We start from the raw sequence: 12,952 nt of genomic DNA, 5'->3' as shown, positions 1-12,952 counted from the left end.
AGGGAGCCCGATCGTGACGGGGCTGATGATCGCCGCGCCGCAATCAGGCGCCGGCAAGACCACGGTGACGCTGTCGCTGCTGCGGGCGCTCAGCCGGCAGGGTGCGGCCGTCCGGTCCGCCAAGGCCGGGCCGGACTATATCGACCCGGCCTTCCATGCAGCGGCGAGCGGCCGTGCCTGCGTCAATCTCGATCCCTGGGCGATGCGGCCGGAACTTGTCGCCAACCTGGCCGCGGAGGCAGGGGAGGCGCCGGCCTTCGTCGTCGAAGCGATGATGGGCCTCTTCGACGGCGCCGCCGACGGCTCGGGCTCGGCCGCCGATCTCGCCGTCCTGCTCGGCCTGAATGTCGTCCTCGTCGTCGACTGCGCCAAGCAGTCGCATTCCGTCGCCGCTTTGGTGCGCGGCTTCGCGACGCATCGACCGGATGTCGCGCTCGCCGGGCTGATCCTCAACCGGGTCGGCTCGGACCGGCACGAGGCGCTGCTGCGCGAGGCGCTGGCGCCGCTGGCGATCCCGGTCCTCGGCGTCCTGCCGCGCGCTGCCGCGCTGGCGCTGCCGGAGCGGCATCTGGGGCTCGTGCAGGCGGGCGAGCATGAGGCACTGGCGGCGTTCCTGGAGCGGGCGGCCGACTGGGTCGCATCCGGCTGCGACCTCGATGCGCTGGCGGCGCTGGCGGCACCTTCAGCAAGCGGCGGCGGAGCTGCTGCCGCACCGCTTCCGCCGCTTGGTCAGTGCATCGCTGTCGCCCGCGACGAGGCCTTCGCCTTCGCCTACCCGCATCTCCTCGACGGCTGGCGCCGCGCCGGGGCCACGATCAGCACCTTCTCGCCATTGGCCGACGAAGCGCCAGCCGCGGACGCCGACGCGATCTACCTGCCGGGCGGCTATCCCGAGCTGCATGCCGGGCGGCTCGCCGCGGCCGGCACGTTTCGGCAGGGCCTGCGCAAGGCCGCCGCGCACGGCACCCGGATCTATGGCGAGTGCGGCGGCTACATGGTGCTCGGCGCCGGCCTCGAAGACGGCGACGGGACGCGCCACGCCATGCTGGATCTCCTGCCCCTCCAAACCAGTTTTGCAACGCGCCGCCTGCATCTCGGCTATCGGCGGCTGCAGGCGTCGGACGGGTTCGTCTGGCCCGGACGGCTGCGGGGCCACGAGTTCCACTACGCGACGATCGTCTCGGAGGGTCCGGGCGAGGCGCTGTTCACCGCCGAGGACGCGCGGGGCGACGACCTTGGCGCGTTCGGGCGGCGCAAGGGCAGCGTCTGCGGCTCATTCCTCCACGTCATCGACCGGGAGGCGTGATGGCGGCGCTCGACCCGGCACTGCGCCACGGCGGCGCGCTCGACGCCGCGATCGCAAGCTTCGGCGGGCGGCGCGCCGAATGGCTGGACCTGTCGACGGGCATAAACCCGGCGCCGCCGCCGCTGCCGCCGCTTTCGCCGGCGCTCTGGCAGCGACTGCCGGAAGCCGAGCTGGAGGCGGGCGCCATCGCGGCGGCGCGCGTCTGTTATGGCGCCCCGCCCCAAGCCGGCATCGTCGCCGCGCCGGGGACGCAGGCGCTGATCGCCGCGCTGCCGTCGGTGCTGCCCCGGAGCCGCGTCGCCATCCTGGAGCCGACCTATTCCGGGCACCGGACGGCGTTCGAGACGGCAGGCCATGCGGTCGCAGGCATCACCGCGCTGGGCGACATCGCGGCCGACGCCACGATCGTCGTCGTGGTGAATCCGAACAATCCGGATGGCCGAGCCCATGAACCGGCGGACCTGCTGGCGCTGGCGGACCGGCTGGCGGCACGGGGCGGGCTGCTCGTCGTCGACGAGGCCTTCGCCGATGCCGATCCCGCGCGCTCCGTCGCGGGGGCCACCGGGCGGCCGGGGCTGCTGGTCTACCGCTCCTTCGGCAAGTTCTTCGGCCTCGCGGGCCTGCGGCTGGGCTTCGCCCTGACCACGCCGACGCTCGCCGATGCGCTGCGCGGCAAGCTCGGCGCCTGGGCCGTGTCCGGGCCGGCGCTGGCGGTCGGCGCCGACTGGCTGGGCGACGCCAAGCTCTGCGCCGATGTCCGGGCCGCGATTGACCGCCAGCACGGGTTGCTGGCCGTCACGCTGGCGGCGGCCGGCCTGACGCCCATCGGCGGCACGCGCCTCTTCCAGACGATCCGCCACCCGGACGCGGCAGCGCTGTTTGCGGCGCTCTGTCGCCGGCAGATCCTGACGCGGCCTTTCGCCTACCGCACCGACTGGCTGCGCATCGGCAATGTCGTGGACACAGCCGAGGCGCGGCGGCTCGGCGCGGCGCTGGACGAAGCGCTCGGCGAGATCGCGGCGTGATCGACCGGCTGGCCGCTGCCGTTATCGGCCTCGTCCTCGACCGGCTGGTCGGCGATCCCGACTGGCTGTGGCGGCGCCTGCCGCACCCGGTGGTGCTGATCGGCAACCTCATCGGGACGCTGGATCGGCGGCTCAACCGGGAAGCGCTGGGCGAAACCGCGCGGCGGCGGCGCGGCGTGCTGGCGATTACCCTGCTGGTAACCGGCGCACTCCTCACCGGCTTCCTGCTGGCGGCCTTGTTCGCTGCGGCCGGCCCCCTCGGCCTGGTGCTCGAAGCCGTCGTGCTGGCGATCTTCCTGGCGCAGAAGAGCCTGATCGACCACGTGCGGGCCGTGGCGGACGCGCTGGACGGGGAAGGGATCACGGCCGGGCGCCGGGCGGTGGCGATGATCGTCGGGCGCGACCCCGAGCAACTGGATGCGGCCGGCGTCAGCCGCGCGGCGATCGAGAGCCTCGCCGAGAACGCCTCGGACGGCATCGTCGCGCCGCTCCTCTGGTACCTCGTCCTCGGCCTGCCGGGGCTCATCGCCTACAAGGTGGTCAATACCGCCGATTCCATGATCGGCCACATGAGCGAGCGCCATCGCGCCTTTGGCTGGGCGGCGGCAAAGATGGACGATGTCGTGAACTGGCCGGCGGCGCGGCTCACCGCCCTGCTGTTCGCGCTGGCGGCGGGGCTGGGTCGCAAGGCGGGGATCGGCACAGTCTGGGCCGTCACCCGCCGCGATGCGCCGTCGCACCGCTCGCCCAATGCCGGCTGGCCGGAAGCGGCAATGGCGGCCGCCCTCGGCCTGTCGCTCGGCGGACCGCGCCGCTACGGCGAGATCATGGTCGAGGCGCCGATGCTCAACCCGCAGGGACGGCGGGAGGCGGAGAGCGCCGACATAAGGGCCGGCATAGCGCTGTTCGATCGGCTGTCCCGCCTGTTGATGGTCGCGACCGCGCTTCTGCTGTTCGCCGCGATCACATAACGTTGGACATGGGGCAGTGCATCGGCCCACGCGGCCGATGCATCCTGCGGCGTCCGGCTTCGCCGGGCGATCAGCCTTCGGCCATGGTGCCGTCGGGGTTCAGCGTCACCCAGGCATTGCGTTCCGCCGACGCGTACATCGCCATGATCAGGCCGACATCGCGCAGCCCCATGGCGCCGGGGGTCCTCGGCTCGAAATCCTCCATCACGGCACGTGACAGATGGTCGATCTCGCCGGTGAACTGCCGCGCCGCCGGCTCCGATACCGGCACGATGCGGGTGCCGACGTCAGGCCCGGTTTGACGCAGTTCGTTGCCGCTGTACGACGTCGCCGGGTCGAGCAGGCCGGTGCCTTCGGTGCCGAGCAGCTGGATGCGGTTCTCGTTCAGCGTATAGGCGGAGGCGAGGTTGACCAGCGCGCCGGACGGGAACGTCAGCTGTGCGGTCAGCATGTCCTCGACCTCGCGGAAGCGCACGTCGTCGGGCGGATTGGCGATGGATGCGACCAGCGCGGTCGGCGTCTCGCCCAGGAAGTACAGCGCGCCGTTCAGCGCGTAGATGCCGATGTCCATGGTCGAGCCGCCGCCGGCGAGGTCGCGCAGGACCCGCCACTCGTCGCGGGGTCGCGACAGGTCCAGCGTGCGCATGGTGCTGGCGAGCACCATCTTCACGTCGCCGAACTCCCCGTCCTCTTTCATCTGCAGGGCGCGCTCGTTATGCGGTTCGAAATGCGCGCGATAGGCGATCATCAGTTTCTTGTCGGCCCGCTCGGACGCGGCGATCATCTGCCGGCATTCCTCCACGGTGTTCGCCATCGGCTTTTCGCACATGACGTGCTTTCCGGCTTCGAAGGCGCGGATCGTGTATTCGGCGTGCAGACCGTTCGGCAGCACGATGTAGACGACGTCGATGTCGTCGTTGTCGGCGATCTCATCGAAATTCTCGTAGTCGTAGATCGCGGCATCCGGCACGCCGTAATGCTCCGCGACCCGGGCCGCCTTGTCGGCATTGCCGGAAACCAGTGCCGTGAGCCTGGCGGTCTGCGAACGGGCAATCGCCGGAATCACCTGGTTCAGCGCGAAGGAGCCGAGCCCGACGACGCACCAGCCGAGGCGCTCGCCTGGCGGTAGCGGCATCTGCAGCTCGGCCTCCGGGAAGGGACGACCGGTCGCCTCGTCCGGTATGGTCGGCAGGTTCTCCGGCTGGGCCTGGGCCTGGCCCGCCAGGGCAACGCCGGCAGCGGTGCCGGCGGCAAGCTTGAGCATGGACCGGCGCGACAGGCCGGACGGGGTTTCGTCGGTCATGAAGGCTCTCCGTCGATGGGGCGTTCAGGTTGCGGTCGCGAAGGACGCGGGTGCCGGGCCGCCACGCGACCCTGAGGAGGCAATGCCGCCCGGCGGAGCCAGTTCCTTCCCACGCGCCAAAGCGCCGCAGAAGCTCGGCGGTCAGCCGAGGCAAAGCCCTACAAGGGCCGCGATCTCGGTCAGCTGCTGCGCCGCGCCGAGGCAGTCGCCGCTCTGTCCGCCGAGGCGGCGGCGGATGACGCCGCGAAACCACAGGAGCACGAGGCCGCCAAGGACAAGGCCGGCGAAGGCCGGCAGGATGCCGAAGGCCAGCGCGCCGAGGACGAGGAAGATGCCGTCGCCGACGAGCAGGGTGCGGAGCCCGGTCGCCTCCGTCGGCCGGCCCATCCGGTCGGCGAGCCCGCCCCGATCCGCCGACGGCAGCACGGACCAGAGCCAGGCCATCGCCCCGCGGCTCACCGCGGCAGCCGCGAAAAGCGCGAGGGCGGCAGCGCCCGGGTCGTGCTCCAGCAGTTGGGCGAGCAGGCCGATCCGCAGCGCGACCGACAGCAACAGGGCCAGCGCACCGTATGTCCCAATCCGGCTGTCCTTCATGATCGCGATCGCCCGCTCGCGCCCGTGATGGCCAAAGAGCCCGTCGGCGACGTCGCCGAGCCCGTCCTCGTGCAGCGCGCCGGTGGTCAGCACCAGCGTCCCGATCGAGAGCGTCGCCGCAACCAGCGGCGACAGGCCGGCGGCATCAGCCGTGATCAGCACCAAAGCGGCGGGAATCGCGGCCAGCAGGCCGGCGAGCGGAAAGGCGTGGGCATCCGCGCCGAGGGAGCTGTCGGCCGGGAACGAGGCGAAACGGGCGGGGAACCGCGTCAGGAAAACCAGGGAGCGAAGCGTCGCATCGGCGAATTCTCTCATCGCGGCCTCTTGCTCCCGTTCTTGCGGCGTCGCATGTCGACGTTTCATCCAGCCGTACCCGGTCCGCCGCGTCGCCAGCAACACTTTCGCCAGGAATGTCCCATGTCCATCACCGGCCTGCCCTTCGACGACATTCGCGAACTGGTCCGGCGCATGCCGGGGCCCGACATGGCGGCGGTGCGGGCCAAGCGCGAGCGCGAGGCGACGCTGACCAAGCCGGCGGGCTCGCTCGGCCGGCTCGAGGAGCTGTCGGAATGGCTGGCCGCCTGGCAGGGCAGGGCGCCGGCGGTGCGGCGGCCGCTGGTCGCGGTGTTCGCCGGCAATCACGGCGTCGCCCGGCACGGCGTCTCGGCCTTTCCCGCCGAGGTCACCGCCCAGATGGCGGCGAACTTCGCCGCCGGCGGCGCCGCGATCAACCAGATCTGCGCGACCTTCGATCTCGGGCTGAAGATCTACGACCTCGCGCTGGAACTGCCGACCGGCGACATCAGCGAGGAAGCCGCGATGGACGAGCGGACCTGCGCCGCGACCATGGCCTTCGGCATGGAAGTGCTGGCCGGCGAGCCGGATCTCCTGTGCATCGGCGAAATGGGCATCGGCAACACCACCGTCGCCGCCGCCGTGCTGGCGGCCTTGTTCGGCGGCGAGCCGGCGCTCTGGGTCGGGCCCGGCACCGGCCAGGACGCCGCGGGCGTCGCCCGCAAGGCTGCGGTGGTGGAAAAGGCGCTCGCCTTCCACGCCGGCCATCTCGCCGACCCGCTGGAAGTGCTGCGCCGGGTCGGCGGCCGGGAACTGGCGGCGATGGCGGGGGCGATCCTCGCGGCGCGGACGCAGCGTGTGCCGGTGATCGTCGACGGCTTCGTCGCCACCGCCGCAGCGGCGGTGCTCTACGCCATGGACCCCGCCGCGCTCGACCATTGCGTGTTCGGCCATGTCTCGGCCGAGCCCGGCCACATGCGGGCGCTGGAGCGCATGGACAAGGTGCCGCTGCTGGCGCTCGGCATGCGGCTTGGCGAGGGGACCGGCGCGGCGCTCGCGGCGGGCATCGTCAAGGCCGCCGCCGCCTGCCACGGCGGCATGGCAACCTTCGAGCAGGCCGCCGTCACCAACCGGGCCGAGGGTTCACATCACTGACTGCCCGTGGTGCCGGCGCGCCCTACATCGGCTATCATTGGCAAGGCACGCGTGCCGCGTTGCCCACTTGAAGGAACCGTCCCCGTGAAGCCTGTCCTGCTCGCTGCCGCTTTGTTGTTCTCGACCACTGCCCTGCCCGCGTTGGCCCAGGACGCCAGTAAACCGCCGGCCGCAACGCCGCCTGCGGCAGCACCCGCCGAGACTTCGCCGGAACCGGCACCCGCCGAGGCACCCGCGCCCGCTGCCGAAGCCCCCGCCGCTCCTGGCGAAGCGCCGCCGCCGCCGGCCTCCGGCGTCATGGCGGCGATCGATTCCGACGAGGTGCCGGTGATCTCGCTCAATCTGATGTCCGGCCAGGTCAAGGAACTGCAGGTGATCGGTGCCGACGACGAGGAGATCGGCGAGGTCAACGCCGTGCTCGGCGATCAGAACGGCCAGCCGCAGGCCGTCAGCGTCGAGATCGGCGGCTTTCTCGGCATCGGCGCGAAGACGGTCATCCTGATGCTGACCGACGTCCGTCTCGATCTAGGCAAGCTGCGGACCGTGCTGACCAAGAACGAGATCGAGAACCTGCCCGACTTCGGCGGCTGAGCCTTCGCGCTTCGCATGGCGTCATCGTGGCGTCAGGCGAAGAGGTCGCGCTCGTTGTCGACCGCGTCGCGGATGAAGTCCGCCACCGCCGTGATCCGCCGGACGTCGCGGACGCTCTCGTGATAGACCAGCCAGTAGCTTCGCCTGATCGATATCTCGGGCAGCACGCGGACAAGTCCCATTCGTCCGCCGGCCATGAAGCCGTGCAGGATGCCGATCCCGGCGCCGGCGGCGACCGCCTCGCTCTGGCCGAGCGCGCTCGACACCTCGAACCGTGCTGGCCAGTCGGCGACGATGTCGCCGTGATAGGCGAGGCGCGGGCTGTAGAGCAGGTCCTCGACCGCGCCCACGAGCCGATGCCGCGGCAGGTCCGCCAGCGTCCCTGGCGCGTCGTGAGCCTCCACATAGCCGGCTGAGGCATAGAGCCCCAGCGAGTAGTCGACGAGCTTGGCGGCCACCAGCCGCCCCGCCTGCGGCCGCTCGATGGTGATGGCGATGTCGGCCTCGCGCCGCGACATCGAGAAGGCGCGCGGCACCGGCACCAGCTGCACGGTGAGGTCGGGATGCATGTCGGTCAGCCGCCAGAGGCGCGGCGCCAGGAACATCGTGCCGAACCCGTCCGGCGCGCCGACCCGGACGCTGCCGGACAAGGCGACGTCGGTGCCGCCGATCCCGGCGCGGGCGGCGAGCATCGCCGCTTCCATCCGCTCCGCCTGCTCGAGGAAGGCCCGCCCGGTCTGCGTTAGCTCACAGCCGTTCGGTCGCCGGTCGAGAAGCCGCGCGCCGAAGGCGGTCTCCAGCGCCGTGAGGCGTCGCCCGACCGTGGCGTGGTTGAGCTCCAGACGCCGGGCCGCGGCGAGGATCTGGCCGGCGCGTGCCACCGCCAGGAACAGCCGGACATCGTCCCAATTGAAGTTCATCTGCTCTCCTGATGCGCGTAGAGCATTGATATACGCACAACGGATGCGCGCTGGGGAGGCTTGGCTTTTGCGGCCCAGCGGCGGAGAAAGGACCCAACCAAAATCCGGAGGAGGAAATTCATGGAACAGATCGGTCACTTCATCGGCGGCAAGCGCGTCGCCGGCACAAGCGGGCGCACCGCCGACGTGTTCAATCCCGCCACCGGCGAGGTCCAGGCGCAGGTCGCGCTGGCGGGTGCGGCGGAAATGCGCGCGGCGGTCGAGGACGCCAAGGCGGCGCAGCCGGCCTGGGCTGCGACCAACCCGCAGCGCCGGGCGCGGGTGATGATGAAATTCGTCGAACTCCTCAACCGCGACATGGACAAGCTCGCCGAGACGCTGTCGCGCGAGCACGGCAAGACCGTGCCGGACGCGAAGGGCGACGTGCAGCGCGGCCTTGAAGTGGTCGAGTTCTGCATCGGCGCGCCGCATCTCCTGAAGGGCGAGTTCTCCGAAGGCGCCGGCCCCGGCATCGACATCTATTCGGTGCGCCAGCCGCTCGGCGTCGTCGCCGGCATCACGCCGTTCAACTTCCCGGCGATGATCCCGATGTGGAAATTCGCGCCGGCCATCGCCTGCGGCAATGCCTTCATCCTCAAGCCGTCGGAGCGCGACCCGTCGGTGCCGCTGATGCTGGCCGAGCTGATGATCGAGGCGGGGCTTCCCGCCGGCATCCTCAACGTCGTCAACGGCGACAAGGGCGCGGTCGACGCGATCCTCGACGACCCTGACGTCCAGGCCATCGGTTTCGTCGGCTCGACGCCGATCGCGCACTACATCTATTCGCGCGGCTGCGCCAACGGCAAGCGCGTGCAGTGCTTCGGCGGCGCCAAGAACCACATGATCATCATGCCCGACGCCGACCTCGACAAGGCCGCCGACGCGCTGATCGGCGCGGGCTATGGTGCCGCCGGCGAGCGCTGCATGGCAGTTTCCGTTGCGATTCCGGTGGGCAAGGAGACGGCGGACCGGCTGGTCGCAAAGCTCATCCCGAAGGTCGAGGCGCTGAAGATCGGACCCTATACGGCCGGCGACGACGTCGATTTCGGCCCGCTGGTCACCGGCGAGGCGCAGAAGCGCGTCCTCGGCATGATCGACAGCGGCGTCGAAGCGGGCGCGGACCTCGTCGTCGACGGGCGCGGCTTCAAGCTGCAGGGCTACGAGAACGGCTTCTTCGTCGGCGCCTGTCTCTTCGACAACGTCACGCGGGACATGGACATCTACAAGACCGAGATCTTCGGCCCGGTCCTCTCGGTGGTCCGCGCCAAGGACTACGAGGAAGCCCTGTCGCTGCCGATGGAGCACGAATACGGCAACGGCGTCTCGATCTACACCCGCGACGGCGACGCGGCGCGGGACTTCGCCAGCCGCATCAATATCGGCATGGTCGGCGTCAACGTGCCGATCCCGGTGCCGCTGGCCTATTACACCTTCGGCGGCTGGAAGGCTTCGGGCTTCGGCGATCTCAACCAGCATGGCCCGGACGCGTTCCGCTTCTATACGCGGACCAAGACCATCACCAGCCGCTGGCCCTCGGGCATCAAGGACGGCGCCGAGTTCATCATGCCGGTCATGCGCTGAATCGAAAAAGATCTGGCGGACTACGAGGGCGCCCGCGACGGGGCGCCCTTTTTCGTTCAGCTCGTCCGAGGATTTGCGCTCTCGGCCCGCGGCATCGCCGCACCCGCCGGCTGGGGCGGCAGCCGCAAAGGCACGGGCGAATGCCCAGGCACCAGCCGGGCCGGCTTTGCGGCGAAGGCGGGACGCACGCCCTGCGACGCCACCCGCCACCAGTCGAGATAGCGGGCCAGCGCGATCTGGATGAAGAGGCCGCCGCCGATCAGCAGCGTGTCGAACAGGAAGTCCGGCGCCTGGCCGTGCTTGATGACCTGGCCGAACAGCGACAGGACGGTGCCGAACGCGAAGACCGGCAGCGAATGACGGCCGAGCATGGCGAAGACGTTGTCCCGGGTGACCGTCGAGAAGGGCGAACTCGGGGCCGCATTGGCGAAGAGATAGCAGATCGACAGGATGTGCAGGAGGCGCGGGAGGCTGACATAGGTCTTGTCGAAGCCCGTCAGGATCATCGGCAGCGGATAGGCGCCCCAGAGCCACCAGAGGTCGAGCCGGATCGTCAGGAACGACGCGAAGACATAGGCCAGTGCCGCGTAGAACAGCCACGGGCGGTAGGGGACGCTGGCCTTGCCCTCGACCCGCCGGAACCCGCAATACAGCCCGATGGCGAATATCAGCTGCCAGGCGAACGGATTGAAGAACCAGCCGCCGGGGAGCGGATAGGCCGGCACGTCGATGCGCCAGAGATAGGCGGCGAACCACATCGCGACGGCGGCGCCGAGCATGATGTTGCGGCTGATCCCGACGAGGAAAAGGTGCAGCGGCAGCAGCAGCAGCAGCACGGAATACATCGGCAGGATGTTCACGTAGCCGAGCTGGTGCCCGAGGCTGGCGAAGCCGACCATCGTCTCGAGCGGCATCGCGATGAACTGGGCCAGACCGATGTTCCGCATCAAGCCGCCTTCGCCCAGCGCCAGCGCGCCCCAGGAGAAGATCGCCACCGCTGCCATCGTCAGGCTGATATGGACGAGATAGAGGACGCCCGCCCGCCGCGCCGCCCGCAGCGAGGCGATCAGCTTCTCGCCGCCGAGGAAGAGCCGACCATAGGCGAAGGCCGAGGCGAAACCGGCGAGGAAGACGAAGAGTTCGGCCGCATCGGAGAAGCCGAAATTGCGGGAGGTATAGTCCTCCCAGAAATTCCCGGGAATGTGGTTGATGAAGATCATCGCCAGCGCGATGCCGCGCCAGAAATCCACGCGCTGGTCGCGGGTCTGGACGGCGATGGCAGGCGTCGCGCTGGTGATCATGCTGATGAACTAGGACTCAAACGGGATCGGGCAGCATCCCTGGTCCCTTCATCGTGTCATTCTCAAGGTCGGGCTGGTGGCGATCGAGGCGCGCAAGCCGCTGGCGCCAGACTGCGGCGTCGCGGATGACCGGCTCGGGGTCTGCCTCGAACGGCGTCTCGAACAGATGGCGGCGGCGCGCCCAGTCGCCCAGCGCCGGACTGCCCGTCGCGCTGATCAACAGCGGCGCGGCGACCAGCGGCAAGGCGATGGGCAACGTCCACAGCATGAGGTTGGGGGAATAATTGATCGTCGCCAGCAGCACCGCGGCGCCGGCGAGGACCATCCACCAGCTGGCCTGGAAGGCCGTGCCGAGCGGCAGGCTGCCGTCCTCGCGCTCGCTTGCCGGCCAGCCGGCATCTGCGCCGACGAGGATTTCGGCCACGGCCTTCGACTGGAACATCATCATCACCGGGGCGAGGATGCTGGTCATCACCAGTTCGACGGTCGCTCCGGCGATCACCGACAGGGCGCCGCCGAATTTGCGCCGCCGCTTCGTCAGCGCGCTGCCGAAGGTGATCAGGGTCTTCGGCAAAAGCAGCAGCACGAAGATGCCGAACAGCAGCAGCAGCGCCTTCTGGGTCTCCGGTTGCGGAAAGACCGGGAACAGCGAGTCGGCCGGGAAGTAGTTGGGCTCGGGGGCGAGGATCGGGTCGAGCAGGCTGACGATCAGGAACATCAGCCAGATCGGCGAGGCGGCATAGGCCATGATGCCGCTGACCAGGGCGACGCGGCTCCAGGGCTTGAGGCCGGGCGCGCCGAGCAGCTTGCCGTGCTGCAGATTGCCCTGGCACCACCGCCGGTCCCGCTTGGCGTATTCGATGATGTTGGACGGGGCTTCCTCGTAGGAGCCTTCGAGGTCGGGATCGACGCGGACCTTGTAGCCGCCGCGCGCCAGGAGTGCCGCCTCGACGAAATCGTGGCTGAGGATGTGGCCGCCGAAGGGCGGACGCCCCTTGAGCGTCGGCAGGCCGCAGCAGGCCGCGAAGGCCCGGACGCGGATGATGGCGTTGTGGCCCCAGAAAGGGCCTTCCCGCCCCTGCAGCGCGGCGATGCCACGCGAGAAGATCGGAGAGAACAGCGCCGCCGAGAACTGCAATGCCCGGCCGAACAGCGTCCGCCGGCCGATGATCAGCGGCTGGGTCTGCAGGAGGCCGAGCTCGGGGTCCTCGTCCATGCGCGCCACCATCTGCACGATGGTCTCCGGCCGCATCAGGCTGTCGGCGTCCAGCACCAGCATGTAGTCGTAGGCGCCGCCACTATTGGTGACGAAGTCCTCGATATTGCCGGCCTTGCGCCCGACGTTCTTCTCGCGATGCCGGTAATAGAGCCGCCCGGCCGCGCCGAGCTCGGCGAGCAGCAGCCGGGTCCCCTCGCGTTCGGCATCGACGCATTCGATCCGGGTCGAGTCACTCAGCACATGGACGTGAAACCGCTCGAGCTGGCCGATACGGCGCAGGCCCTCGATCATCGCCGCGACGCGGGCGAAAACGGCACGCGCGTCCTCGTTGTAGACCGGAACGAGGATTGCGGTCCGGCTGTCGCTGCGCCAGCGCGTAGCGTCGACGACGAGGCGGGGGGGCTGCGGCACGAGGATGCCGGCGAGCGCCATGTTGAATCCCCATGCCAGCCAGAGACAGCAGAGCATGAGAAGACCCACCTGGACGAAATGCAGGTTGGTCACGCCGTTCACGGTCACGACGACGAAGAAAAGATAGGTGGCAACGGCAGCCAGAAGCGCCGAGGCAGCGGCGAAGACAATCCGCTTCATCGTGATCAACGTCGTCTTCCTTTACCGGCCGAAACGTTGACCTCGATCAGTGCCGCCTGCTC

General features: G+C 69.8%; 11 protein-coding genes. 6 read left to right on the top strand and 5 right to left on the bottom strand.

Features of this window, described 5'->3' with window-relative positions; translation table 11 throughout:
• Positions 1–13: 13 nt before the first annotated feature.
• From GTW51_RS16425 to cbiB, 3 genes are read left to right on the top strand one after another with little or no spacing between them, the layout of a single operon-like run.
• Positions 14–1,306 carry a cobyrinic acid a,c-diamide synthase CobB gene (locus GTW51_RS16425; RefSeq protein WP_163045115.1) on the top strand — a complete coding sequence of 431 codons (1,293 nt, stop codon included), beginning with the start codon at positions 14–16 and terminating at the stop codon, positions 1,304–1,306.
• The gene (gene cobD, locus GTW51_RS16420) at positions 1,306–2,331 is read left to right on the top strand and encodes a threonine-phosphate decarboxylase CobD (protein WP_163045114.1); all 1,026 of its coding nucleotides are present in this window, start codon (positions 1,306–1,308) and stop codon (positions 2,329–2,331) included. Before GTW51_RS16425 ends, cobD begins: the two co-directional genes overlap by 1 nt.
• Complete coding sequence (cbiB, locus tag GTW51_RS16415; protein WP_343034039.1) at positions 2,328–3,302, top strand: adenosylcobinamide-phosphate synthase CbiB; 975 nt, start codon at positions 2,328–2,330, stop codon at positions 3,300–3,302. Before cobD ends, cbiB begins: the two co-directional genes overlap by 4 nt.
• Positions 3,303–3,372: 70 nt before the next feature.
• Here cbiB and GTW51_RS16410 read toward each other — a convergent pair whose 3' ends face one another.
• Positions 3,373–4,605, bottom strand: coding sequence for a Gfo/Idh/MocA family protein (locus GTW51_RS16410; RefSeq protein ID WP_163045113.1), 1,233 nt, complete (start codon positions 4,603–4,605; stop codon positions 3,373–3,375).
• Positions 4,606–4,746: 141 nt separating this feature from the next.
• Complete coding sequence (locus GTW51_RS16405) at positions 4,747–5,514, bottom strand: adenosylcobinamide-GDP ribazoletransferase (RefSeq protein WP_163045112.1); 768 nt, start codon at positions 5,512–5,514, stop codon at positions 4,747–4,749.
• A gap of 102 nt (positions 5,515–5,616) precedes the next feature.
• On the opposite strand from GTW51_RS16405, the gene cobT reads away from it, so the two are divergent.
• Positions 5,617–6,648 carry a nicotinate-nucleotide--dimethylbenzimidazole phosphoribosyltransferase gene (cobT, locus tag GTW51_RS16400; RefSeq protein WP_163045111.1) on the top strand — a complete coding sequence of 344 codons (1,032 nt, stop codon included), beginning with the start codon at positions 5,617–5,619 and terminating at the stop codon, positions 6,646–6,648.
• An 84-nt stretch (positions 6,649–6,732) separates the two neighbouring features.
• Positions 6,733–7,239: a PRC-barrel domain-containing protein gene (locus GTW51_RS24530; RefSeq protein WP_163045110.1), complete on the top strand. Its 507-nt coding sequence runs from the start codon at positions 6,733–6,735 to the stop codon at positions 7,237–7,239.
• Between the two features lie 32 nt (positions 7,240–7,271).
• On the opposite strand, the gene GTW51_RS16390 is transcribed toward GTW51_RS24530, so the two are convergent.
• Positions 7,272–8,159 (bottom strand): LysR family transcriptional regulator, encoded by an 888-nt coding sequence (locus GTW51_RS16390; RefSeq protein WP_163045109.1) that lies wholly within the window; start codon positions 8,157–8,159, stop codon positions 7,272–7,274.
• 120 nt (positions 8,160–8,279) lie between these two features.
• Between GTW51_RS16390 and GTW51_RS16385 the strand changes: the two genes are divergently transcribed.
• Positions 8,280–9,779 carry a CoA-acylating methylmalonate-semialdehyde dehydrogenase gene (locus GTW51_RS16385; RefSeq protein ID WP_163045108.1) on the top strand — a complete coding sequence of 500 codons (1,500 nt, stop codon included), beginning with the start codon at positions 8,280–8,282 and terminating at the stop codon, positions 9,777–9,779.
• A 56-nt stretch (positions 9,780–9,835) separates the two neighbouring features.
• On the opposite strand, the gene GTW51_RS16380 is transcribed toward GTW51_RS16385, so the two are convergent.
• Entirely contained in the window at positions 9,836–11,080 is a 1,245-nt protein-coding gene (locus tag GTW51_RS16380; RefSeq protein ID WP_163045107.1) for an OpgC family protein, read from the bottom strand.
• A 16-nt stretch (positions 11,081–11,096) separates the two neighbouring features.
• On the bottom strand, positions 11,097–12,899 hold the full coding sequence (mdoH, locus tag GTW51_RS16375; protein WP_163045106.1) for a glucans biosynthesis glucosyltransferase MdoH: 1,803 nt from the start codon (positions 12,897–12,899) through the stop codon (positions 11,097–11,099).
• Positions 12,900–12,952: the final 53 nt, after the last annotated feature.

Source organism: Aurantimonas aggregata, from assembly GCF_010500835.1.
In the GTDB taxonomy this organism is placed as follows: Bacteria; Pseudomonadota; Alphaproteobacteria; order Rhizobiales; family Rhizobiaceae; genus Aurantimonas; species Aurantimonas aggregata.
This window is presented reverse-complemented; position numbering and strand designations above follow the sequence as displayed.

What these genes read in the sequence shown, in the direction of transcription:
- GTW51_RS16410 (WP_163045113.1), bottom strand. Translation starts at nt 4,605, where the DNA reads ATGACCGACGAAACCCCGTCCGGCCTGTCGCGCCGGTCCATGCTCAAG.
- GTW51_RS16405 (WP_163045112.1), bottom strand. Translation starts at nt 5,514, where the DNA reads ATGAGAGAATTCGCCGATGCGACGCTTCGCTCCCTGGTTTTCCTGACG.
- GTW51_RS16380 (WP_163045107.1), bottom strand. Translation starts at nt 11,080, where the DNA reads ATGATCACCAGCGCGACGCCTGCCATCGCCGTCCAGACCCGCGACCAG.
- cobT (WP_163045111.1), top strand. Translation starts at nt 5,617, where the DNA reads ATGTCCATCACCGGCCTGCCCTTCGACGACATTCGCGAACTGGTCCGG.
- cobD (WP_163045114.1), top strand. Translation starts at nt 1,306, where the DNA reads ATGGCGGCGCTCGACCCGGCACTGCGCCACGGCGGCGCGCTCGACGCC.
- GTW51_RS16385 (WP_163045108.1), top strand. Translation starts at nt 8,280, where the DNA reads ATGGAACAGATCGGTCACTTCATCGGCGGCAAGCGCGTCGCCGGCACA.
- GTW51_RS16390 (WP_163045109.1), bottom strand. Translation starts at nt 8,159, where the DNA reads ATGAACTTCAATTGGGACGATGTCCGGCTGTTCCTGGCGGTGGCACGC.